Genomic DNA, 22,260 nt, shown 5'->3' with positions numbered 1-22,260 from the left:
CTACTCCTCGCCCAGATCGGCCCTGAGCCGCGCCAGCGCGCGGCTGACGCGCTTGCGCGCCGCCGCCTCGTCGATCCCGCACGCGATGGCCACCTCCTTGAAGGAGAGCCCCGCCTCGAAGCGCAGCACCACCGCCTCGCGCTCGCTCGGCTTGAGCCGCGCGAGCGCGGCGCGGGCGCGCTCGGCCCGCTCGCGCTCCAGCGCGAGCTCGCTCGCGTCCGGCCGCGGCCGGGTGTCGTGCACGAGCCGCAGCCGCGCCTCCCGCCGCGCCCGGAGCTCCGTGTGCCGCCCGCAGATGCGCCGCGCGATCCCGAAGAGCCAGGCCCGCACGCTCCCCTCGGCGCGGTACTGCGGGAAGGCGTCGAACGCCGCGAGCAGCGTCTCCTGCACCAGCTCCTCGCTCTCGGCCTGCGATCCGGTGAACGCCATGCACAGCCGCCCGAGCGGCATGGCGTACGCCCTCGCACACCGCGACAGCGCTTCCCGGAAGTCGCCTGCCCCGATCAGCCCCTCGATCGCCCGAGCTTCGTCCGCCCGCGCGTCGCCCTCCGAGCCCACGAGCGCTAACCCAGCTGCCATCGCTGCCTCATCGCCGGCCATGTGCCCCCGTCCCCCGCGTTCGTGACCGGTTTTTTTTGCCCCCCGCCCCGGCGGGCTCCGGTGCCCGATCCCACCGTACAGGGCGGTCCGGCCTTTGCCTTTTGCAATACGATCCCAGCCGCAGCAGAATCGGCAGTCGCCTCAGGAGCCGCGCTTATGAATGAGACAAGCCCGTCTGTTTCCGCGAAGGCCGCGTCGCCCGGGGGGGCCGGGCCGAGCGCTCCCGTTGACACCTCGCCTGTGAAGCGATGGCGACGGTCGCTGGCCATCGCCCTCGCCGCGTCGCTCGCCGGCGCCCTCGCCGCGCCCGCGGCGCTCGCGCAGGGCGCGCCGGACGAGGAGCAAGCTCAGGAGGACGTCGAGGGAGAGGCCCCGCCGCCGGCCCAGAAGGCGCGCAAGCGGGGGGTGCTCCCGGCCCGGGCCGACGTCGGCGTGAAGGAGAGGAAGGCGGCCCCCGCCGACCCGAAGCGGGTCCCGGCCGAGAAGGACAAGGACCGGGACAAGGCGGAGCCCCCGGTCGAGGAGCGCGCCGCGCGCGGCGTGGCGATCGTCGAGCGGGGCGGGCAGGTCCTCGGCCTCGGCGCGGTGCTCGCCGGCGACGGGCGCATCCTGACGGCGCTCTCGCCGCTCGGCGCGGGCAACGACCTCACGGCGCGCCTCGCCGACGGGACCACCGTGCGGGTGAAGCTCGGCCACCACGACCGCGTGTGGGATCTCGCGCTGCTCGTGCCGCAGACCGGCAGGTGGACCGAGGGGCTCACGGCCTCGTCGCGCGATCCGGTCCGGCAGGACGCGCAGATCCGCTCGTTCTCGGCGGCGCGCGGCAAGGTCGCGGCCGTCCCGATCGTGCTGCGATCGCACCGGACGCTGCTCGGCGGCGACGACCGGCAGCTCGACGACGCGATCGAGCTCGGGTCGCGCGTCTCGCCGCTCGACCTGGGCGCGCCCCTCATCGACGAGGACGGCCGCGTCGTCGCGATCCTCGGCCGCGGCTGCGCCCCGAACGAGGGCAAGCCGTGCACGCCGGTCGCGTTCGGCGCGCCGATCAGCGCGATCCGGGGGTTCCTCCGCGCCGTGCCGCCGACGGCGGTCCAGCCGGCGGGGTGGCTCGGGATCCAGGGGGTCGGCGAGGCGGCGCCGGTCGCCAAGGGGGTCCGGGTCACGGAGGTCCACCCCGGGAGCCCCGCCGACGAGGCCCGCCTGAAGGGCGGCGATCGCGCGACGAGCGACATGATCCTCGCCGTGGACGGCGTGCCCGTCACGAGCCCCGAGGCGCTCGCCGACGCGATCCGCATGCACGCCGTCGGCGAGAAGGTCCCCCTGACCTTGCTGAGCGGCGGGAAGTACCGGCAGGTCACGGTCGTGCTCCGCGCCGCCCCGGATCCGAAGGCGGCCGCGGCGAAGCGGCCCGAGGCCGAGCTCCCGCCGCCGAGCTCGAGCGGCAAAGCCACCGAAGAGTACCGCAAGTAAGCGAAAAATGATGGGGGTCCGCGCCGGGATTCTATAAGCTCGGCGCTCGGGCGCGATCCGGTTGACACTGCGTCAACCGAACCTCCAGGATCGGGCCTGAGCGGCTCGATCGGGGCGCTCGCGGTTCTCATTCGGCCCCGCGCCTGGCGCGGGGCCTTCGATCGGGTGATCCGTGTCCCAAACGTTTCGAATCGAAGTGGCCGGCGAGACGAACGTCGGGCGCAAGCGCAACCACAACGAGGACAACTTCGGCATCATGGTGGAGTACGGCCTCTTCATGGTCGCCGATGGGATGGGGGGGCATGCGTCGGGCGAGGTCGCGTCGAAGATGGCTGTCGACGCGATGCAGGATTTCTTCGCCCAGACGCAGGACGATCCGGAGCGGACCTGGCCCTACAAGATGGACCGGTCCAAGGGGTATGAAGAGAACCGCCTGATCACGGGCATCAAGCTCGCCAACCTGCGTATCTACGAGACGGCGCAGCGCGAGGCGAAGAAGCGGGGAATGGGGACGACGTTCGTCGGCATCTTCACGGCGAACGACGGCGTCTACGTCGCCCACGTCGGCGACAGCCGGGTCTACCGCTTCCGCGAGGGCAGGCTCGAGATGCTCACCGAGGATCACTCGCTCCTCAACGACTACATCAAGATGAAGCGCCTCACGCCGGAGGAGATCGCGAACTTCCCGCACAAGAACGTGATCGTGCGCGCGCTCGGGATGAAGGACACGGTCAAGGTCGACACCCGGTTCGAGGTGCCGCAGCTGAACGACCTGTACGTCCTCTGCTCCGACGGCCTCTCCGGCCCGGTGAGCGACTCCGAGATGGCGCAGATCCTGACGGACCACCAGGACATCCAGGTCGCGACCTCGAAGCTGATCGAGCGCGCGAACGAGAACGGCGGCCCGGACAACGTGACCTGCGTCCTCGTCCGCTGGACCCAGTGAGCGGCGGGCACCCGCTTCGGATACGGGCCCACCTCGACGTTTTCGGTGCTCGGCGTGCTGGAGCACGCCTGCGCGCCGAAAACGCCGATCTGGGCCCGTCTCCTGTGCGGGTGACCGACGCTCGGCGACCGCCGCTCCGGGGGGAGCGCCGCTCCGCGGGAGCGCGGCTCAGGGGAGGACGCCGCCGCTCCAGGGGACGAGAATGAGGAAGACGAAGGCGATGAGGGCGAGCATGAAAAGGCTCGTCATCAGGTAGGTCGAGCGCGGGGAGCGCGCGGTGCTCCAGCCGTCCCCGTAGAACTTGCCGCGGGAGCGCACGCGGATCCGACGCTGCACGCCGCTGAGCAGGCTGGGCGGCGCCGCCGGGGGCGCGCGCATGGCGCCGCGGACCAGCTCGCGCAGATCGACCTCGTCGACGAGCGGCAGATCGCCGTCGTCCGGCAGATCGCCGTCGTCGGGCAGATCGCCGTCGTCGGGTAGATCGCGCGGCGGTGCCGCGTCGCGCGGCGGTGCCGCGTCGCCGCGCGATCGCTCCGCGGGGGGCGTCGTGGGACGGCTGCCGCTCTCCACGCCCGAAGCGGCCGGCTCCTCGGGCTGCCCCGCGCGCCTGGGGTCGTCCGCTCCGCTCATTTCCCGCCTCTCACCTTCTCGCCCATCACCTTCTCGACCAGCGCGCGGAGCTGCCCGCGCGCGCGATGGATCCGGCTCTTCACGGTCCCGTCCGGTAAACCCGTCACCGAGGCGATCTCTTCGTAGGACATGTCCTCGACGTCGCGAAGGATGAGCGCCTCCCGGAACTCGGGATCGAGCTGGCCGATGGCGTGCTTCACCACCGCCTCGAGCTGCATCCCCTCGACGAGCTCGTCGGGGCGGCTCACGTCGCCGACGCTCACGCCCTTGGCAGCGGACAGCGGCACCCGCTCGACCATGGCGTCGACGTCGTCCTGGGCGCCGGCGTGCCGCCGCGAGAGGTACTTCGTCCGGTTCTTACAGAGGTTCACGGCGATGCGGTAGATCCAGGTCGAGAGCTTCGATTCGCCGCGGAACTGATCGATCGCCTTGAAGACCTGCACGAAGACTTCCTGCGACAGATCCTCGGCCTCGTCGCGCCGGCCGAGCATGCGGTAGACCAGCGCGAACACGCGGCGCTCGTACATGATCACGAGCTCGTTGAACGCGCTCTCGTCGCGCGCGACGAGCCGCGCGATGAACTGGGCCTCGCTCACCTCGAGCTGCGCCGCGGGCTCCACGCCCGCATGGATCGTGGCGCCGCGCGTGCGATCCGCATCTGCGCGGATCGTGGCGCCGCGCGTGCGATCCGCATCTGCGTGGGTCGGGGATCCGCGCCCGCGGTCCGCATCTGCGCGGCTCGCAGCGCCGCGCCCGCGGTCCGCATCTGCATGGGTCGGGGATCCGCCTACGCGGTCCCCTTCATCGCTCGCCACGCCGTCCGGTCCTCCAGGATCCAGGATCTCGCCCCCGCCCCGCGGCAGGCGCAGAGCCTTCGGTGAGACCACGGTAAACAACCCCGGCTCGACCGCGCCAGACAATAGCGAGCAGGCAGCGGCCCCGGACGCGCCCGCGACGCCGTGCGACCGCGCCCGAGGCGCTCCCGTCAGCCCGATGGAGATCGCCCGCCACGATCCCCCTCAGAGGGCGCGGGCGCTCGATTGGTTCCGGCGCGTGGATTCGAACCACGATTAGGGGATTCAAAGTCCCCCGTCCTGCCCTTGAACGACGCCGGAGTGCAGCGGGGCCGGAGCCGGCCGCCGCGCGGCGCGCACCTTAGCGCGAGTCGCGCAAGATGGCACCCGTCCCGACCGACGGGCCGGCTCCGCGGCCCGGATGGGCGATGCCGCGCGCGCCGTCCGGCTCGTACCGCCCTCGCCGCAGGCGGACCTGCCCACGCTCACGCCGACCCAGGGGCGCCGGCTTCGCGCCCGCCGCCGGAGCCTTCCCCGCCTGCTGCGGCCGCAGCTCGGGCGCGCCGGCGCCCTCGGCCGGGTCCGCGCCGGCGCCCTCGGCCAGCGCCGCGCCGGCGCCCTCGGCCAGCGCCGCGCCGGCGCCCTTGGCGAGCGCCGGGGTCGGCGCGAGCGCCGGGGCCGGCCTGGGGGCCGCGGCGGGAAGGGCCGCGGCGCCGGCCGCCCCGGCGAGCGCCGGGGCGGGCGCGACGACCAGGGCGCCGGCCGCTGCGACGCCCTGGGCGACCCCGAGGCGCGCCGCCGGCGTCACCGCGGCCGCCGAGGGCGCTCCCGCAGGGGCGAGCGCGCTCAGCACCGACAGGCCGAGCGCCAGCACGATCGCCGCGCTGCCCGCCGCGAGCGAGACCGCGCTGCGCGAGGCGCGGGCGCGCCGCGCGAGCCGCGCGAGCCGCCCGAGCCGCGACCAGGTGCCCGACGCGCGCCCGCGCGGCGCCTGGTCCGTGTCGCGCGCGCCGCGTGCCGGCCCGGATCCCGGCTTCGCGGCGCCGGCCCTCGCGGTCCCGGCGCTCGGCAGCGTGTCGGGCGGCGACGAGGGGACCGCCGGGAAACACGACGGGATCTCGAGGGAGATCGGCGGCGAGGGCGTCTCGCGCCGCGCCGCCGCCTCGGCCGGCGGGAACGGGTCGAGGAGGAACGAGCCCGCGCGCTCGTCGCGGGCCCCCGCGAGGCCGCCCTGGTGCGGGCGCGGCGCGACGGGCCGGAGGTGGTCGGGGGTCAGCGCGAAGCTGAGCGGGCCGGTGGACTCGGGCCCCTCACCCGCGGCGGAGAGGGCGGGCGCCTCGTCGGGCGGGGGCGGCTGGGAGATGGTCCAGCCGAGCGCCTTCACCTCGCCGGCGGCCGTCCAGCACTCGAGGCCCTCGCGCCACACGCGCGTGCTGTGCGGAAGCTCCCCCAGCTCCAGCGCGCGCCACAGCTCTACCGTGCTCATCGCCTCGAGCCAGTCGCCGTGGTCGACGCACCAGGGCTTCGATTCCGTCGGTTCCTCGGCGCCGCTCGCGTGCGAGCTGAACGGCATCGTGGGGGCGCTGCAGAGGCTCAGCTGCCCCTGCCTGCGCCCCTCCACGCCGCTCGGCGCCGGCACCCCGTCGCAAAGCCCCTCCACCTTGTACGCCGCGCTCGGGCCCATCGCTGTCTCCCTAGCGAGCTGCGGCGATCCACCCGATGCTTCCGGGTCCATCTCCGCTGCTCTCGTGCGTCGGTAGCGGATGCTGGCGCGGTGGGCCAAGAAAGTGCCGGGTCGGCCCGGGCGCCCGGGACCGCCGCGCCGTGCGGGAGCGCGCGGGGCACGTGCTGCGCGGGAGGGCGCGCGCGGGGCATGCGCTGCGCGGGAGGGCGCCGTCAGAGATCCGTGTAGTTGTCGGAGAACATCGCGCGCTGGCCGAGGAAGCTGATCTCGAGCATGCCGCCGACGTCCGTCTCGCCGGTCGAGCGCCGGTCGATGCTGAGCGCCGGCATCAGCCGGATGAGCCCGCGGTACTTCGCCCCTTCCGGCGCGCGCGCCAGCGTCACGTAGACCGGGGCGCGCAGGCTGATGCGGACGTCGTCCGGCGCCTCGTCGTTGAGCGCGACCGCGACGCGCGCGCCGAACGCCGCGCGGAACGTGGCGCTCGCGACCTTGTCGACGATCCCGGCGTGCGCCGTGATGGTGAGCTCCCGGCTCTGCCTCGGCGCGCCGAGCACCTCGCGCTTGCAGCGTGAGGCCGAGGCGAAGGTGGTCGACTGGGTGACCGGATCGACGCCGGCGACGACGTCGCCCGCGGGCTCGCACCACTCGAGCGTGTCGGTCGATGCGGTCCAGCGCGAGTCGAACGCGATCTGCCCTTCGATGGTCGGCGCGAGCTTCTTCCCGCCTTCGCCGACGTAGACGGCCGCGGCGCCGGCGCTCCAGGGCACGGCGATGAGCTCGCGCGGCGCGTAGGTCGGCGGCAGGCTCGTGTCGCGCCGCCCGGGGCCGGGGCCGAGATAGTTGAACCGGGTGCGCCCGACCGCGCCGCCGACGTAGAGGATCAGCGGCGGATACGCCGAGCTGCCCGCGCCCTCGAAGTCGAGGCGCGCGAACGAGGCCGACAGGCGCAGGCTCCCGATGGGCGCCTGGGCCGCCTCGTCGGCGCTCGAGAGGCCGATCAGCGTGGCCAGGCCGTTCTTGGTCGCCACCTCGGCCTCGAGCACGGTGCTCACGTCCCAGGCCGTCGGATCGGTCACCTCGCCGAAGCCGGCCAGCACCCCGAAGCCGACGCGCGCGAGCGCCGCGCCCCCCGAGGTGCCGGTGACCTCGGCCGGCACCAGGTAGACGAGCTCGCGGCCCGTGCCGGCCGGCGCGATGGCGGCGCCGTCCGCGGGCGAGGCGGGGGCGACCGGCGCGATGGGGGCGCCGGCGGCGGGCGAGGCGGGGGCGACCGGCGCGATGGGGGCGCCCGGCTGCGCGGGCGAGGCGGGGGCGACCGGCGCAGCCGCGGCGCCCGGCTGCGCGGGCGCCGCGGCTGCGCCGGCGTCCGGCGGGGCGGCGGGCGCGCTCGCGCTCGGCGGGGCGGGCGGCGCGGGCTCCGACGGCGGCGCCACGCCCTGGGCGCGCGCGGGCGCCGCCAGCGAGAGCGAGATCGACAGCAGCGCAGCGGTGTGCAGGAGCAGCAGGGATGTCCTCATTGCGCCACCGTGAACTTGAAGGTGAGGTTCTCGGCGCCGTTCGACGTGTCGTAATCGGCGCGGGTGCTCTGGTTCGTCTTGGGGTCGAAGGCGAAGATCTGGAACTTGCCGCTGCCGTTCCGGACCCTGAAGCGGAATACGTAGCTGCCGGGCTCCAGGTCGAACTCGGGGAAGACCGTGTTGCGGATCGAGAACGGCTTCACCCCGGCCGGATCCCCGGCGGGGGCGGGGTCCTCGAACAGGTAGCCGACGGCGCTGAGGTGGTACTCGTCGCTGTGGAGCTTGAGCTTGATCCTCTTCATGGGGAGAGCGATCCTCTCACATGGCCGCGGCACGGTACAGCGGCTGCCGGCCGCGCGACGTCTCGCGAAGATCACGGGATCGAGGGGTGCTCCTGGGAGGGCCCGGCGGTCTGGCCACCGTCGCGCGGCGTCGCTGGCGATGTCAGCCTGCGGGCGTCTCCCGAGGGCGGGCACATGCCCGGCCGGCCCCGCCGAGCGGACAAAGCGAGGACCGGCCGCGAGGCGGCCCGGCAGTCCGGCCGGGACGCTGGTGCCGCTGGCTCCGAGATCGTCGCTGGTTCCGTGATGGGAAGGATTTGAACCATAGAGGGCACAGAGAGCACAGAGGGAGAGAAAAGAGATGAATTATCTCTCTCTTCTTCTCTCCTCTGTGCCCTCTGTACCTCTGTGGTTCCTCATCTCATCATTCAGGGATGAGTCTTGACGACGCGATATCAGCAGCGGCCGCAGGTGTCGTTGCAGAACCCTTGCTCCAGAGTTCGTTGCACTTGCCCCGACCTGCCTTGCCAAGGAGCGAGCGGCAGACCACGGCACCGTCGGGGCCGGTTGTCGGCGCGCCCGCTGGCTGCGCGCATGGCCGCGCGCACGAGCGGCCCCCGAATTCCCCGCGAGCCCCTTGCCCTCCGGCGCGGCGACCGCCAGGCTCGCTCCATGAGCCGCCGCTTCAATACGGCCGGTCCCTGCAGCCCCGACCTGCACTACATGCTCCCTGCGGCCGAGCGCCTGCCGGAGGCCCCGGCCCTCATCGAGCAGGCGAGCTATTTCGTCGTGCACGCGCCCCGTCAGACCGGCAAGACCACGACGCTGCGCGCGCTCGCCGAGGAGCTCACCGCGTCCGGCCGCCAGGCGGCGCTCCACTTCTCGTGCGAGACCGGGGAGACGGCCGGCGACGACTACGCGGCGGCCCAGCGCGCCATCCTCGACACCATCCGCCAGCGCGCCGAGCAGGCGCTGCCCGCCGAGCTCCGCCCGCCGCCGTTCCCGCCGGCGTCGGACACCGGCCTGCTCGTGGCGGCGCTCCGCGCGTGGGCGGAGGCGTGCCCGCGCCCGCTGGCGCTCTTCTTCGACGAGATCGACGCGCTCCGCGGTCAAGGCCTCCTCAGCGTGCTGCGCCAGCTCAGGTCGGGCTTCCCCGAGCGGCCGGATCACTTCCCCGCCTCCGTCGTCCTCTGCGGCCTCAGGGACGTGCGGGACTACAAGGCCCGGAGCGGCGGAGACCCGTCGCGGCTCGGGACCAGCAGCCCGTTCAACGTCAAGGTCGAGTCCATCCGCCTCGGCGACTTCACGCGGGACGAGGTGCGCGAGCTCTACGGGCAGCACGCCGAGGAGACCGGCCAGCCGTTCACCGACGCGGCGATCGACCGCGCCGCGCAGCTCACCGGCGGCCAGCCGTGGCTCGTCAACGCGATGGGCCGCGAGATCGTCGAGAAGATGCGGGTGCCTCCCGCCGAGGCGATCACGGCGGCGCACGTCGAGGAAGCGAAGGAGCGCCTCATCCTCGCCCGCGCGACCCACCTCGACTCCCTGGTGGCGCGCCTGATGGAGCCGCGCGTGCGCCGCGTCCTCGAGCCGCTGCTGGAGGGAGGCTTCGCGGGCGGCGACACGTACGACGACGACGCGAGCTACGTGCGCGACCTCGGCCTGGTCGCGCCGGACAGGCCGCTCCGGATCGCCAACCCGATCTACCGCGAGGTGATCGTCCGCGTCCTCGCGAGCCCCGCCGAGGACGCCATCGCCGTCGAGCCGCGCGCGTTCGTCCGGCCCGACGGGCGCTTCGACGTCGCGCGCCTGCTGCGCGAGTTCGCCGCGTTCTGGCGCGAGCACGGCGCGGTGCTCGCCGGCCGCATGCCCTACCACGAGGTGGCACCGCAGCTCGTGCTCATGGCGTACCTGCAGCGCGTGGTGAACGGCGGCGGCCACGTGGACCGGGAGTACGGCGTCGGCCGCGGCCGCATCGACCTGCTCGTGCGCTGGCCCCACACCGGGGAAGACGGCAAGCGCGCCTGGCAGCGGGAGGCGATCGAGCTCAAGGTCTGGCGCGCCGGCGAGAAAGACCCGCTGCCGAAGGCGCTCACGCAGATCGACGCCTATCTCGACGGGCTGTCCCTCGACACCGGCGTCGTGGTGATCTTCGACCGCCGGCCCGGGGCAGACCCCGAGTCGGGCACCCGCTTCGAGGAGGCGCTCACCCCGTCGGGACGCCGGGTCACGGTCCTCCGCGCCTGACCGAAAGGCCCGACCGAAGGCGCTCCCCGCCGCGTCGACCGGCCGTGAAGGCGATGGTCGCGCGCGCGCCGTCACGAGGGCGACGGGCGCGAGCGCGCCGTCACCGCCGCCGCACGACGAACATCGCCGCGAAGTACCCGTCCGTGCCGTGCACCTGCGGCAGCAGCCGGAACGCGTCCCCGCCCCCCGCGAGCTCCCGCGCGAGCTCCGCGTCGAACGGCGCCGGCTCGAGCCGGACGCCGAGGTCGTCGTCCGCCGGGGCCGCGAGCCGCGCCGCCACGGCCTCGCACTCCTCGCGGAGCACGCTGCACACCGCGAACACGAGCCGGCCGCCGTCCCGGGCGCGCGTCGCCGCGCGGCGCGCGATCGCGACCTGCAGATCGGCGAGGCGCGGGAGGTCGTCCGCCGCGCGCCGGAGCGCGATCTCCGGGCGCCGCCGCAGCGTGCCCACCCCGGAGCAGGGGGCGTCCACGAGCACCCGGTCGTAGCCCTCAGGGACGTCGCCCGCGCCCACCGTCCAGTCCACGGCGTACGTCTCGCGGACGAACGCCGCGGCCCGCTCCAGCCCGCCGCGCGCGCCTGCGCCCCCGCCGCGCGCGCCTGCGCCCTCGCCGCGCGCGCCTGCGCCCTCGCCGCCCCCGCCCTCCGCGCCTGCGCCCTCCGAGCTCGCCGGGGGCGCGCTCAGCGTCGCGCGCAGCTGCGAGAGCTTCGCGGGATACAGGTCCGCCGCGTCCACCGCGCCCCCGGGGAGCACCGCGCGCGACAGGAGCCACGACTTGTTGCCCCGGCCCGCGCAAGCGTCGAGCACGCGCTCGCCAGGCCGCGCGCCGAGCGCGAACGCGAGCGCCTGCGCCCCCTCCTCCTGGCCGATCCACGCCGCGCCGAAGCCAGGGAGCCGCCGCAGATCGCCCGCCCCACGCGCGACGATCGCGGCCGGCGAGACGCGCCCCGCCTCGAACGTCGCGGCGGGCGCGGCGCCCCGCAGCGCCGCGAGCCACGCGTCGCGGTCCTCGCCGGGCGAAAGGCAGAGGCCGGTCGGCGGCGGCACCGGGCCGGCCGACAGGAACGCCTCGGCCGCGGCGCGGCCGAGCGAGCGGCGCAGCGCCCCCCGCAGCCACCCCGGCGCCGACGCGACCACCGCGTCGGCGAGCAGCGGGCGACCGCCGGCCTCCACGGCCGCCGCGACCTTGCGCAGCACGGCGTTCGCGAACGCGCCCACGCGCGGCCCGCCGGCCGCCTGGGCGCCGTCCACCGCCTCGGAGACGGCCGCGAACGAGGGGACGCGATCGAGGAAGCACAGCGAGTACGCGCCCATCAGCACGTGCGCGCGCACCAGCGGATCCGCCGTCCAGCGGCCCTTCGCGGCGAGCTCGGCGATCCGCGCCTCGAGCGCCGCCTGCGCGCGCAGGACGCCGTAGACGAGCTCGGTCGCGAGGCCCACGTCCCGCGGGTCGAGCGCCGGGGCGCGGCGCAGCTCGGCGTCGAGGGCCGCCGAGGCGAACGCGTCGGAGCCCCACACCCGCGCGAGCACGCGCGCGGCCACCACGCGCGCGGCGCTCTCCCCGGAGCGCGCCGCGGCGCCGCCGCCGCCGCGCCCGCCGCGTTGTGCCCGGTCAGCCAACGAGCTCCTTGAACTGCCCCTGGATCACGTCCCAGCGGCGCTCGACGTCGTTCTTGAACGCGATGCCCATCAGGCCGATGAGCACCATGAGCCCGACCAGGCTCGCGATCTCGCGGACGCGCAGCGGCAGCGGGCGCCGCAGCACGGCCTCGAACGTGAAGAACAGGAGGTGGCCGCCGTCGAGCACGGGGATGGGCAGGAGGTTGATGAGCCCAAGGTTGATCGAGATGACCGCCATCGCCCAGACGAAATAGCTCACCCCCTTCGCGCCCTCCTCGCCGATCACGTCGTACACCGTGATGGGGCCGCCCAGCGTGGAGATGCTGACCTTGCCCTCCATGATGCGGACGATCCCGACCACGATGAACCGGATGACGTCGTACGTCTCGTCGACGGCGCTCTCCAGGGCGAACTGGAACGCGGACGGGCTCTCGACGTAGGGCTCGGCCACCATCGGCGACCAGTTCGACGCGCGCAGGTAGAAGCGCGGGCGGTGCTGGCCGTACTCGTCGACCCAGTCCTCGCGCCGGAGCTCGATCGTGCCGCTCTTGCGCTGGCCCGAGCGCTGCCAGGTGATCACGTGCGGCCGGTCGGGCGCCGCGAACAGCCGCTCGACGAACGTCGACCAGGCGGTGACCTCGACCCCGTCGACCTCGGTGATGCGATCGCCCGGCCGGAGCTCGGCGTCCCACTCGGCCGAGCCCACGGGCACCTCGGCGACGTAGAGATCGGCCGGCTCGATGCCGGTCCGCGCGAGCAGATCGCCGTGGCCGCTCTCCGGGGTCAGCGCGGCGACGCCCGACTCGTAGACCGCGAGCTCGGCCAGCCCGCCGAGCGCGCGCGGCACCGGCATCGGGCGCAGGTACGTGACCGGCACCGTGGCGCCGCGGCTCTCCTCGAGCGCGAGCTCCAGGTCGGCGAACGTCTTCACCGGCGTGCCGCGCACCTCGGTCACGACGTCGAAGGTGCGGAGCCCGGCGCGGAACGCCGGCGAGTCGGGCCGCGAGACGCCGACCACGGCGGCAGGGCGGCTCGGCTTGATGCCGATCTCGCCCACCCGATCGACGATCTCGAGCGGCTTCTGGACGACCTTCTCCTCCGGGACGACCGTGACCTCGACGTGATCCTTGTTGCGGAACACCTTGAGCCGGAGCTCCTGGTTCGGGCTCTTGGCGACGATGCGGTGGAGCTCGGCGAAGGTGCTGACGCGCTCGCCGTCCACCTCGAGGATCCGATCGCCCGGGAACAGCCGGCCCTCGGCCGGGTGCCCCGGCAGGACCACGCCGACCGTCGGCGGGACGAAGCGGGTCTCCCCGACGAAGACGGCGAAATAGAGGAGCACCGGGAAGAGCACGTTCATCGCCGGGCCGGCCATGACGATGATCACGCGCTTCCAGAGCGCCTGGGACTCGAAGGTGCGCTTGCGATCCTCGGGGAGCACCGCCTCCTGCCGGTTCTCCTCGAGCATCTTCACGAAGCCGCCGAGGGGCAGGAGCGCGATGCAGTACTCCGTCTCCCGGCCCCGCAGGCGCAGCACCCGGGGGCCGAAGCCGATCGAGAAGGTGAGGACCTTCACGCCGAAGATCTTCGCGCACACGAAGTGGCCGAGCTCGTGCACGAAGATGAGCACGGAGCAGAGCAGCGCGAAATACAGGAGGTCCACGGCGGCGGCTCTCTTTACGCGAGGCCGGGCGCGGTGACCACTGGGGAGCGACGGCTCAGCGGGGCGGCGGCCTCGGCAGGTCGCCGTCGGCGCCGCTCGCGCCGTTCGCGCGGGCGCGCGCTCCGAGCACCCTGCGCCGGGCGCGGCGGAGCGTGAGCTCGGCGGCCTCCTCGTCGGTCCGGAAGCGGTCCTCGAGCGCCGCGAGCAGCTCGTCCGACCAGGGCTTGCCCTCGGTCGCCTCGATCGCCTCGAGGAGCAGGCGCGCCCGCGCGCGCCGCTCGATGTCGGCGCGGTAGCGCTTGCGCTGCACGAGCAGCATCGTCACCCAGACCGCGAGCGCGACCGCGGCCGCGCCGAGCAGCCAGGTGATCGTGCTGACGAGCTGCGCGCCCTGGTCGGCGAGGTGGCCGATGCGCGAGAGCATCGAGTCGTCCCGCCGCTCGCCCCGCTGCTGCGCCTCGATCAGCGCGTCGTTCGCGCCGGCGACCATCTCGCGGGCGACGACGCGCGCCGTCTTGCCCAGCGCGCGCTGGAACTCCTCGCCGCCGAGCAGCGACGTCACCCCGGGGCCGAGGTCCTCGGCGATGACCGCCCGGAGCGCCGGGCCGAGCTGCTCGCGCATCGCCGCCGCCACGGACGGGCCGAGATCGGCCTCGTCGAGGCTCTCCTTGAGCTGCCGGACGCTCGCCTCCACCAGCGAGCCCGCCGCGCGCTGGAGCTCGCGCCGCCCGTCCTCGTCGAGCGCCCCGCGCATCGCGCTCCGCACGACCCCCCGCGCGTACTGCGCGGTGAGCTCGTCGACGCGCGCGGCCCGGTCCTCCTCGCTCAGCGAGGCGAGCGTGCCGTCGATCAGCCCGGCGACGAGCTGCCGCTGCGCCGCCCTGATCTCCGGGCTCGCCATCATCCGCGCGACGCGCCGCTGGGTCTCCGCCTCCTCCAGCTTGCGGAGCCCCTCGTCGATCGCCGCCGGCGTCTGGACCCGGGCCACCTCCGCGTCCACCGAGGTGATCCGCGTGGGGAGGGCGCACCCGCCGGCGCCGAGCACCAGACAGAGCGCGGTGAGGAGCCCTCCTCGTAGACCGCCGGATCGAGCGCCTCGCGCACGCATGAGAGGGCGCTTTGCATCGCCGGTGCCCGCCGCCGGTCCGTCGCGCCGCGCGCGCCGAAGCCCGCCGCGCACGCGCGCGAGCCCACAAAGACCTGCAATTCCGCCTCGTGGCGAAATGCCACAGAGCACAGAAGTGAGCCAATCGCGCGCCGGAGGGCCGCGAGCTCCGCGCATCCGTGATATCTCACCGATGGAAATCGGCCGGGCGCAGCGCCCGCGAGCGGACGCCCCCGGCGGACGGCCCCCGGGCCGATTCTCGCGATGTGCCCCCCAACGAACTGCGAGGTCCCATCATGAAGCACACGATTGAGCACGACCTGAACGACAGCGAGGCGAAGGTGGCCACCGAACGAGCGATCGCGCAGTACCGAGAGCGGTACGCGGAGTACGAGCCGTTCCTCGTGTGGCGCGACGAGAAGCGCGCCGAGCTCGGCTTCTCGGTGAAGGGGGTCAAGCTGAAAGGCAGCATGGAGCTGCGCCCCGGCGCCGTGGACGTCGATCTCGACGTGCCGTTCCTCCTGCGCCCCTTCAAGGGAGTGGCGATCGCCGCCATCGATAAAGAGGTTCGCCACTTCATCGAAGAGGCGCACAAGGAACGGGCGCAGGGCGGGGGCAAGACCGCCTGAGCGAGCGGCCTGATCCGCCGTGGACATGAGCGTGCGCCGGCGCTATGTTGGTGCGACAGAATTCACTTCGCCGGCCGAAGCACGCCTCGCAACATGACTCACTCCAGTGCTCGGCCGGCAGGGGCTGTCTCCTCGCCGCGTGCCATCAATCTCGCCGCGGCGCTCACGGCGCGATGGCCCTGACGGCCGTCAGCTTCTGCGAGGCGAGCACGATGTGGATGGCCGTGATGCGGCCGCGCGCGTCGACGTCGCAGCGGATGACGTACCGGGGCGCCAGCCTGTCGGCGGGGGCCCCGCGCTCGACGACGAGGCCGGGGAGGCCGTTGAGCAGGCGGACGTCGTAGCGGAGGTCTCCGTCGCCCTCGTGCCTCAGCAGGCCGACGAAGAGCCGCGCGACCCGGCTCGGGCCGACGACGATCCGGCGCGCGGCCCTGTACTCGCCGTCCGCGTCGCTGACGACGCGGACGCCCTCGCTGAGGAGGGCCTCGATGGCGGCGACGTCCTGCGTGGCCAGGGTCTCCAGGAAGCGCGCGAGCGCCGCGCCCGACCGCTCGACGAGCTCGGGCGAGGGGCGGCAGCGCTCGCGCTCGTACGGCTCGAGGGCGCGGCGGGCGCGGTGGTGCGTCGTCTTCACGCTCGCCTCCGACAGGCCGAGCGCGTCGGCGGTCTCCTGCACCGAGTAGTCGAAGACGTCGCGGAGCAGGAGCACGGCGCGCTGCCGCGCGGTGAGCGCCTCGAGCGCGATCAGGAAGGCGAAGGACGCGCTCTCGAGCAGATCGTAGCGGCCCTCGGTGCCGTCCTTGCCCGGGATCTCGAACGACGGCGGCTCGGGCTCCGCCTCGATGGGCGAGGGGAGCCACGGGCCGTCGTAGGCGCGGCGCTTGCGGCGCCGCAGGGCGTCCCGGCCGAGGTTGAGCGCGACGCGCGCGAGCCACGGCCGGACGGGCTCTTCCGTCCTCGCGGGCGGGCGCTCCAGCGCGCGGACGAACGTCTCCTGCACGATGTCGTCCGCGTCGGCGGCGCTGCCGGTGAGCCGGTAGCAGAGCGCCCAGAGGAAGCGCTCGTGCTCGCGGTAGCTCGCGGCGACGAAGCTCGGCGGCGGGGCGAGCGCCGCGCGGGGAGCGGAGGAGGCCGTGGAGCTGCTCATGGATCGCCCGGGTAACCCCGTCACGCCGCGCGGTCGAGCGTCCATCGCGCGCGCGCGAGGACGGCCGCGGCGGCGTCCCGCGCGCTGCCGAGGCTCGCGTCGGCGAGCATGCCCGCCGGCCCGACCCAGTCGCCCGCGAGGTAGAGCCCGTCGACACCGGGGACGCGGACGCCGGGGCGCCCCGCGTAGCCGCCCCCCTCCGCGGCGACCACGGCGTTGGAGACGACGAGCGAGGGCAGGAAGCGGCGCTCGACGAGCGCGTCGCGGTAGCCCGGCTGCGCGCGCTCGAGGAGGTCCTCGAGCTCGCGCTCGGCGTCGCGGCCGGCGAGCTCGGGGCCGTACTGGACGGCGTGGAACAGGGCGCCGCCCGCGGGGGCGAGGCGCGCGACCTCGGAGTGGAGCGACAGGTAGAGGGGGCGGTCGACGCCGAGCACGACGCGGCAGCGCGGGCGGGGCAGCCGGGACAGCGCGACGTCGAGGCACGCGGCGCGGACCGGGACGGCGCGCTCGGCGTACGCGGCGAGCGCCGGGACGTCGGGCGCGAGCGCGGCGGCGGCGCGCGGGCTCGCGGCGACGAGCGCGGCGCCGGCGCGGAGGCGGTCGCCGTTCGCGAGCTCCACGAAGGCGACGGCGCCGCCCTCGGCGGCGACGCGCGTCGCCCGCGCGCCCGTGAGGATCTCCACGCCGGCCGCCGCCGCGGCGGCGCGCAGGCCGTCGACGAGCGTCTGCCAGCCGCCGTCGAGGTAGAGCACGCCCTGGCTCAGGGCGTGCTGCACCTGGGCGAGCGCGGCGCCGGCGCTCTGGCGATCGGCGTCGGCGCAGTAGGTCGTCAGCCGGACGAGCATGCCGACGAAGCGGCGCACCTCGGGCGTCCGGAAGGCGTCGCGGAGCCAGGTCGAGACCGGGACCGCGTCGAGCGGGGCGGGGCGCATCGCGGCGAGGCCGCCGAGGACGCGGCCCACCTCGAGCTTCGCGGCGAGGCCGAAGAGGCCCGTCGTGAGGAGCGACAGGGCGCCGGACGGCAGGGTGTGGAGGGCGCCGCGGTCGAGCGCGAGCGCGCCCGACCCGGGCGGCGGCGCGCCCGTGTACCGGACCCCGAGCTCGCGGAGCACCTCCTGCGCCGGCCCGCCGCGGTAGAGCGCGTGGGCGCCGAGGTTCAGCGAGAAGCCGTGGCCCTCCTGCGTGACGGCGCGGCCGCCCGGCGCGTGCGCCTTCTCGATCACGGCGACCGACCGGCCCGCCCGCCCCAGGTACGCCGCCGCGGCGAGGCCCGCGAGCCCGCCGCCGACCACCACCACATCCTTTGTGCGTTCCATCACGGTTTCCCTTTCCTGGCGGTACCACGATCGGGGGTTCGGAAAGGTTACGCGCGCCCGGTCGATTTTCGGGGCGGACCCGGAGGGGGAGGGGAGGCGGGCCGGGGCTCAGGTGGCGCGGACGAGGGGCGTGTCGACGAGGTGCTCGGAGAGGAACCACACGTGCATCTCGTTCGTGCGCAGGACGTCGCCCATGAGCAGGTCGGCGGTGCCGGCGTCGTCGCTCTGCGCCGTCACCTTCAACGCCTCGCGCGTGTCCGCGATGACCACCTCGTGGGCGTCGAGCAGGCGCGAGATCTGCACCGGCACCTGCTCGCGGCCGCGGGCCGGCCGCTCGATCCTCGTCATCTCCACGACGTCGTGCGCCATGGCGACGGCGATGCCGCCCAGCGTCTGCACCCGCTCTCCGAGCATGTCGATGAGCGCGCTCTGCTCCTTGAAGTGCTTATCGAACAGGAGGTGGAGCTGGTAGAAGGTCGGTCCGGACACCTGCCAGTGGTGCTTCTTGTAGAGATCGCGGAGGACGAGCGTGTCTGTCAGGATCTGATTCAACGCGCCGACGCTCAGCGCGCGAGCCTTTGAGCTCAGCACCAGCTGATAATCCACGACGGTCCCGAAAGGCTGGATCTCGGTGCTCCGCTGCCGGAGCAGAGGCTGGGCCTCGAAAGCTCGCGTCTGTCCGCCCTTGCCACGTTGTTGCCGGATCTTCGACGACATGATTCACCCCCCCCGTGTGATCGGTCCACCCGGTACCTAGGGCGGCTGCCCGCTATGTCCAAGGCCAGCGGGCTCCGCGCGGGGCGGCGGGCAGCGGCGCGCTCGCCGGGGCGCATCGGCGCTCGCCTCCGGCCGGGATCTCGTGCAAAGTCCGGCGCAGCATGAAGAGGCTCCTGCTCACCAGCGCGCTCCCGTACGCCAACGGGCACATCCATATCGGCCACCTCGTCGAGTACACGCAGACGGACATCTTCGCGCGCTACTGGCGCATGGCCGGGCGGCGGTGCGTTTACCTGTGCGCCGACGACACCCACGGCACGGCCATCATGATCCGCGCGCGGCAGGAGGGGCGGAGCGAGGCCGACGTCATCGCCGACATGAGCGCGGCGCACCAGCGCGATTTCGCGGCGTTCCAGATCCGGTTCGACCATTACGGCAGCACGAACTCGCCCGCGAACCGGGCGCTGTGCGAGCAGATCTGGGCGTCGTTGCGCGAGCGCGGCATGGTGACCACGAAGGACGTCACGCAGCTCTTCGACCCGAAGGAGGGCATGTTCTTGGCGGATCGGTTCGTCAAGGGCACTTGCCCGAAGTGCGGGGCCGAGGACCAGTACGGCGACAGCTGCGACCGGTGCGGCTCGACCTACGCCGCCACGGATCTGGTCGAGCCGAGGAGCGCGCTCACGGGCGCGCGGCCCGAGGTGCGGAGCGCGCAGCACCTCATGGTGGCCATCGAGCCGGAGCGGCCGTTCCTCTCGACGTGGACGCAGGGCGAGGGGCGGATGCCGAAGGAGATCGCGAACTACCTGGCGGGCCACTTCCTGTCGGAGCCCCTCCGCGACTGGGACGTGTCGCGCCCGGCGCCGTACTTCGGGTTCGAGATCCCCGACGCGCCCGGGAACTACTGGTACGTCTGGTTCGACGCGCCGATCGGGTACATGGCCGCGAGCAAGGAGTGGTGCGACCGGGAAGGCGAGGCGTTCGACGACTGGTGGCGATCCGAGGAGACGGAGATCGTCCACGTCATCGGGAAGGATATCGTCTATTTCCACACGCTCTTCTGGCCGGCGATGCTGCGGGCCGCGCGCTTCTCGCTGCCTTCCCGCGTGCAGGTGCACGGGTTCCTCACGGTGAACGGGGAGAAGATGTCGAAGAGCAAAGGCACGTTCGTGCTGGCCTCGACGTACCTGAAGCACCTCGACCCGGCGTACCTCCGCTATTACTACGCGAGCAAGCTGAGCTCGAAGGTCGACGACATCGATCTGAACCTGGAAGAGCTCGTGAACAAGGTGAACGCCGAGCTCGTGAACAAGGTGGTGAACCTGGCGAGCCGGTCGTCGCGCTTCGTGGCCCAGACGGGCCTGTCGGCGGCCTACCCGGACGACGGGGGGCTGTTCGCGGCGGCCGCGGCGGAGGCGGACGCGATCGGGGCGGCGTACGCGGCGTTCGATTACGCGCGGGCGACGAGGATCGTCGTGTCGCTGGCGGATCGGGCGAACGAGTATGTCGACCGGATGCAGCCGTGGGCGCTCGCGAAGCAGCCGGAGAAGAAGGCCGAGGTGCAGGCCGTGTGCACCGTGGCGCTCAACCTGTTCCGGCAGATCGTGATCTACCTGGCGCCCGTGCTGCCGAAGCTCGCCGACGACGTGGCGCGGCTGCTCGGGTGCCCCATGGACCGGTGGGAGCTCGCGAAGACGCCGCTTGTGGGGACGCCGGTGGCCGCGTATGAGCACCTCATGAAGCGGGTCGATCCGGGTGCGGTGGAGAAGATGATCGCGGAGGGCCGCCCGGCCGAGGCGGCGGCGGAGGCCCCGGCGGCGGGAGCGGCGGTGGCGGGAGCGCCGGCGGCGGGCGGGGGCGCGGCCGCCGAGGACGACGGCGCGGCGCTCGCCAAGGAGCCGCTCGCGCCGGAGTGCACGATCGACGACTTCACCAAGGTCGACCTGCGCGTGGCGCGCATCGTCGCGGCGGAGCACGTGCCCGAGGCGAAGAAGCTGCTCAAGCTGACCGTCTCGCTCGGCGGCGAGGCGCGGCGCACGGTGTTCGCCGGGATCAAGGCGTATTACAAGCCCGAGGACCTCATCGGGAGGCTCGTCATCGTGTGCGCCAACCTGGCGCCGCGGAAGATGAAGTTCGGCCTCAGCGAGGGAATGGTGCTCGCGGCGGGCGACGAGACGGTGCACCTCCTGGCGCCCGACTCGGGGGCGAAGCCGGGGATGCGGGTGCACTGAGGCGAGTCCCTCGCTTCCCCGCTGTCTCCAGCGTTATCGTGCCGGCCTCCACGCCGCCGAGGCCCCATGAGACCGCTGGTCGCTCTCGCGTATTACCCGCTCTGGGCCGTGGCCGTGACCGTCGGCGTCACCGCGCTGCGCCTCGGTCGCAACGTGGGCCGCGGCCTCGTCGCCCTCTGCTTCTTCCTCGCCTTCTGGGTCACGGGGCTCATCCTGCTCGAGACCGACGGCACGGTCGCCCTCGCCGAGCGCGTCCTCCCGAGCGGGATCATCGTCGCCGCCGGCCTCGCCCACGCCTACGCCGACGTCGCCGGCGCCTCGCGCCGCCCCGTCGTCGTGACCTACGCCGTCAGCGCCGCGGTGGCGCTGCTCGGGGCCGTCTCCCCGCGCCTGCTCTACGGCCCCGCCGCCCGCTCGCCGGGCCCGCTGTTCCTCCCGCTCGCCGCCGTCATGGGCGCCGCCGCGGTCGCGCTCGAGGCCCAGGTCGGGCGCGCCGCGCTCGCGGCCCGGGGGCTCCAGCGGCGGCGCATCGCCGCGCTCTTCTTCGGCAGCGTGCTCGCGACGCTCGGGGGCGGCTTCCTCGTGGTGCTCCGCGTGCATGGGCTCGGGGACGTGCTCCTCGGCGCGCCGGTCCTGCTCCTCGCCATCCTGCTCGTGGCCTACGCCGCGCTCATCGGCGAGCTGGGGCGCTCCCGCCGCGTCTTCGCGCAGGGGCTCGCCTACGCCGGCCTCACGGCGCTCGTCTCGTCGCTCGGGCTCATGGTCTTCTTCAAGGTCCTGCCCGCGCTCGCGCCCGGCGGCGGCGCGTCGCTCCCCTGGCTCGTCTTCGTGATCTTCCTCGTCGCGCTCCCGTCCGATCCGCTGCGCCTGCTCGTCGTGGAGCACCTCGGGCGCCGGCTGTTCGAGCGGCCGATCGGCGTCCGCGACCTCGCCGAGGAGATCGAGCGCGTCGAGGTGCGCGCCGACCAGGCCGAGCGGCTCGCCGAGCTCGGGCGCCTCGCGAGCGCGGTGGCGCACGAGATCCGCAATCCGCTCGGGGTCATCGCCGCGCAGACGAAGCTGCTCGAGCGGCAGGGCGCGAGGCCCGAGACCGTGGCCTCGCTGCGCGGCCAGGTCGACCGGGCGAGGCGGTTCCTCGACGACCTGCTCCGCTACAGCCGCCCGCGGCCGCTCGAGGTGAGCGAGGTCGACGCGCTCTCCACGCTGCGGCTCGCGGCGAGCCACGTCCGGCAGATCGTCGGCGAGGGCGCGCCGCCCATCGAGATCGCGCCCGAGGCGGGCGGGCCGATCTTCGTGGAGGCCGACCGCGGCGCCTTCCTCGACGTCGCGACGGCGCTGCTGCAGAACGCGGCCATCGCGCTCGACGGGGTCGCCGAGGGGCGGATCCGGGCGGTGGTCGCGCGCGAGGGCGGCTCGGTGATCGTGCGCGTGGAGGACAACGGCCCGGGGGTGCCGGCCGAGATCGAGGGGATGCTGTTCCAGCCGTTCGTGACGGGGCGGGGGCGCGACGCGAAGCACCCGGGCACGGGGCTCGGCCTGGCCGTGGCGGCGCGCTGGCTGGAGCGGCACGGCGGCGCGCTGCGCTACGAGCGCGCCCCGGGCGGCGGGGCGCGCTTCGAGGCGCGGTGGCCCGAGAGGGCGGCGGAGGCGGCGGGGTGAGGC

18 protein-coding genes and 1 tRNA gene are annotated in these 22,260 nt (G+C 74.1%); 6 read left to right on the top strand and 13 right to left on the bottom strand.

All coding sequences use genetic code 11. From position 1 onward, the window contains the following. Nucleotides 1–579: an RNA polymerase sigma factor gene (locus WMF20_RS43925; protein WP_044989539.1), complete on the bottom strand. Its 579-nt coding sequence runs from the start codon at nt 577–579 to the stop codon at nt 1–3. A 261-nt stretch (nt 580–840) separates the two neighbouring features. On the opposite strand from WMF20_RS43925, the gene WMF20_RS43920 reads away from it, so the two are divergent. Both WMF20_RS43920 and WMF20_RS43915 read left to right on the top strand, forming a co-directional pair. Then, entirely contained in the window at nt 841–2,070 is a 1,230-nt protein-coding gene (locus tag WMF20_RS43920; protein WP_437607753.1) for a S1C family serine protease, read from the top strand. 172 nt (nt 2,071–2,242) lie between these two features. Then, on the top strand, nt 2,243–3,016 hold the full coding sequence (locus tag WMF20_RS43915; RefSeq protein WP_020740919.1) for a Stp1/IreP family PP2C-type Ser/Thr phosphatase: 774 nt from the start codon (nt 2,243–2,245) through the stop codon (nt 3,014–3,016). 168 nt (nt 3,017–3,184) lie between these two features. Here the strand turns inward: WMF20_RS43915 and WMF20_RS43910 are convergent, their stop codons facing one another. The 6 genes from WMF20_RS43910 to WMF20_RS43885 all read right to left on the bottom strand — a co-directional run bounded on the left by WMF20_RS43910 (nt 3,185) and on the right by WMF20_RS43885 (nt 7,943). Continuing rightward, on the bottom strand, nt 3,185–3,646 hold the full coding sequence (locus tag WMF20_RS43910) for a hypothetical protein (RefSeq protein ID WP_129579834.1): 462 nt from the start codon (nt 3,644–3,646) through the stop codon (nt 3,185–3,187). Continuing rightward, complete coding sequence (locus WMF20_RS43905; protein ID WP_237244655.1) at nt 3,643–4,266, bottom strand: sigma-70 family RNA polymerase sigma factor; 624 nt, start codon at nt 4,264–4,266, stop codon at nt 3,643–3,645. The genes WMF20_RS43910 and WMF20_RS43905 overlap by 4 nt, the downstream gene beginning before the upstream one ends. 421 nt (nt 4,267–4,687) lie before the next feature. Further along, a tRNA-Gln gene (locus WMF20_RS43900) sits at nt 4,688–4,761 on the bottom strand. A 40-nt stretch (nt 4,762–4,801) separates the two neighbouring features. Then, nucleotides 4,802–6,124: a hypothetical protein gene (locus WMF20_RS43895; protein ID WP_437607751.1), complete on the bottom strand. Its 1,323-nt coding sequence runs from the start codon at nt 6,122–6,124 to the stop codon at nt 4,802–4,804. 212 nt (nt 6,125–6,336) lie between these two features. Then, complete coding sequence (locus WMF20_RS43890; RefSeq protein WP_437607750.1) at nt 6,337–7,641, bottom strand: hypothetical protein; 1,305 nt, start codon at nt 7,639–7,641, stop codon at nt 6,337–6,339. Continuing rightward, nucleotides 7,638–7,943 (bottom strand): hypothetical protein, encoded by a 306-nt coding sequence (locus WMF20_RS43885; protein WP_129579831.1) that lies wholly within the window; start codon nt 7,941–7,943, stop codon nt 7,638–7,640. Before WMF20_RS43885 ends, WMF20_RS43890 begins: the two co-directional genes overlap by 4 nt. Before the next feature lie 651 nt (nt 7,944–8,594). Here WMF20_RS43885 and WMF20_RS43880 point away from each other — a divergent pair. After that, complete coding sequence (locus WMF20_RS43880) at nt 8,595–10,169, top strand: AAA family ATPase (RefSeq protein ID WP_437607748.1); 1,575 nt, start codon at nt 8,595–8,597, stop codon at nt 10,167–10,169. 100 nt (nt 10,170–10,269) lie between these two features. Here WMF20_RS43880 and WMF20_RS43875 read toward each other — a convergent pair whose 3' ends face one another. The 3 genes from WMF20_RS43875 to WMF20_RS43865 are packed head-to-tail and all read right to left on the bottom strand — an operon-like array spanning nt 10,270 to nt 14,561. Next, the gene (locus tag WMF20_RS43875) at nt 10,270–11,790 is read right to left on the bottom strand and encodes an RsmB/NOP family class I SAM-dependent RNA methyltransferase (protein ID WP_437607747.1); all 1,521 of its coding nucleotides are present in this window, start codon (nt 11,788–11,790) and stop codon (nt 10,270–10,272) included. After that, nucleotides 11,783–13,453 carry an RIP metalloprotease RseP gene (gene rseP / locus WMF20_RS43870; protein ID WP_129579829.1) on the bottom strand — a complete coding sequence of 557 codons (1,671 nt, stop codon included), beginning with the start codon at nt 13,451–13,453 and terminating at the stop codon, nt 11,783–11,785. Before rseP ends, WMF20_RS43875 begins: the two co-directional genes overlap by 8 nt. Before the next feature lie 55 nt (nt 13,454–13,508). After that, entirely contained in the window at nt 13,509–14,561 is a 1,053-nt protein-coding gene (locus WMF20_RS43865; RefSeq protein WP_437607744.1) for a hypothetical protein, read from the bottom strand. A gap of 293 nt (nt 14,562–14,854) precedes the next feature. Between WMF20_RS43865 and WMF20_RS43860 the strand changes: the two genes are divergently transcribed. Further along, a complete protein-coding gene (locus tag WMF20_RS43860) occupies nt 14,855–15,187 on the top strand; it encodes a polyhydroxyalkanoic acid system family protein (RefSeq protein WP_129579827.1) in 333 nt (110 codons plus the stop codon). A 163-nt stretch (nt 15,188–15,350) separates the two neighbouring features. Here the strand turns inward: WMF20_RS43860 and WMF20_RS43855 are convergent, their stop codons facing one another. From WMF20_RS43855 to WMF20_RS43845, 3 genes are all read right to left on the bottom strand, one after another. Further along, complete coding sequence (locus WMF20_RS43855; protein ID WP_437607742.1) at nt 15,351–16,334, bottom strand: sigma-70 family RNA polymerase sigma factor; 984 nt, start codon at nt 16,332–16,334, stop codon at nt 15,351–15,353. A gap of 20 nt (nt 16,335–16,354) precedes the next feature. Then, nucleotides 16,355–17,650: a phytoene desaturase family protein gene (locus WMF20_RS43850; RefSeq protein ID WP_437607739.1), complete on the bottom strand. Its 1,296-nt coding sequence runs from the start codon at nt 17,648–17,650 to the stop codon at nt 16,355–16,357. 108 nt (nt 17,651–17,758) lie between these two features. Continuing rightward, nucleotides 17,759–18,241 carry a Dps family protein gene (locus WMF20_RS43845; RefSeq protein ID WP_272826937.1) on the bottom strand — a complete coding sequence of 161 codons (483 nt, stop codon included), beginning with the start codon at nt 18,239–18,241 and terminating at the stop codon, nt 17,759–17,761. 287 nt (nt 18,242–18,528) lie between these two features. Between WMF20_RS43845 and metG the strand changes: the two genes are divergently transcribed. Together metG and WMF20_RS43835 are read left to right on the top strand one after the other, a co-directional pair. Next, nucleotides 18,529–20,598 (top strand): methionine--tRNA ligase, encoded by a 2,070-nt coding sequence (gene metG, locus WMF20_RS43840; protein WP_437607737.1) that lies wholly within the window; start codon nt 18,529–18,531, stop codon nt 20,596–20,598. Nucleotides 20,599–20,664: 66 nt separating this feature from the next. Continuing rightward, nucleotides 20,665–22,257: a sensor histidine kinase gene (locus WMF20_RS43835; protein WP_129579822.1), complete on the top strand. Its 1,593-nt coding sequence runs from the start codon at nt 20,665–20,667 to the stop codon at nt 22,255–22,257. Nucleotides 22,258–22,260 lie beyond the last annotated feature (3 nt).

It is taken from the genome of Sorangium sp. So ce834 (assembly GCF_051521425.1).
GTDB classification, from domain to species: domain Bacteria; phylum Myxococcota_A; class Polyangia; order Polyangiales; family Polyangiaceae; genus Sorangium; species Sorangium cellulosum_D.
This window is presented reverse-complemented; position numbering and strand designations above follow the sequence as displayed.

Coding starts and splice junctions, on each gene's coding strand:
- metG (WP_437607737.1), top strand. CDS start 18,529: ATGAAGAGGCTCCTGCTCACCAGCGCGCTCCCGTACGCCAACGGGCAC.
- WMF20_RS43860 (WP_129579827.1), top strand. CDS start 14,855: ATGAAGCACACGATTGAGCACGACCTGAACGACAGCGAGGCGAAGGTG.
- WMF20_RS43890 (WP_437607750.1), bottom strand. CDS start 7,641: ATGAGGACATCCCTGCTGCTCCTGCACACCGCTGCGCTGCTGTCGATC.
- WMF20_RS43865 (WP_437607744.1), bottom strand. CDS start 14,561: ATGCGTGCGCGAGGCGCTCGATCCGGCGGTCTACGAGGAGGGCTCCTC.
- WMF20_RS43855 (WP_437607742.1), bottom strand. CDS start 16,334: ATGAGCAGCTCCACGGCCTCCTCCGCTCCCCGCGCGGCGCTCGCCCCG.
- WMF20_RS43895 (WP_437607751.1), bottom strand. CDS start 6,124: ATGGGCCCGAGCGCGGCGTACAAGGTGGAGGGGCTTTGCGACGGGGTG.
- WMF20_RS43910 (WP_129579834.1), bottom strand. CDS start 3,646: ATGAGCGGAGCGGACGACCCCAGGCGCGCGGGGCAGCCCGAGGAGCCG.
- WMF20_RS43835 (WP_129579822.1), top strand. CDS start 20,665: ATGAGACCGCTGGTCGCTCTCGCGTATTACCCGCTCTGGGCCGTGGCC.
- WMF20_RS43885 (WP_129579831.1), bottom strand. CDS start 7,943: ATGAAGAGGATCAAGCTCAAGCTCCACAGCGACGAGTACCACCTCAGC.
- WMF20_RS43880 (WP_437607748.1), top strand. CDS start 8,595: ATGAGCCGCCGCTTCAATACGGCCGGTCCCTGCAGCCCCGACCTGCAC.
- WMF20_RS43850 (WP_437607739.1), bottom strand. CDS start 17,650: ATGGAACGCACAAAGGATGTGGTGGTGGTCGGCGGCGGGCTCGCGGGC.
- WMF20_RS43925 (WP_044989539.1), bottom strand. CDS start 579: ATGGCAGCTGGGTTAGCGCTCGTGGGCTCGGAGGGCGACGCGCGGGCG.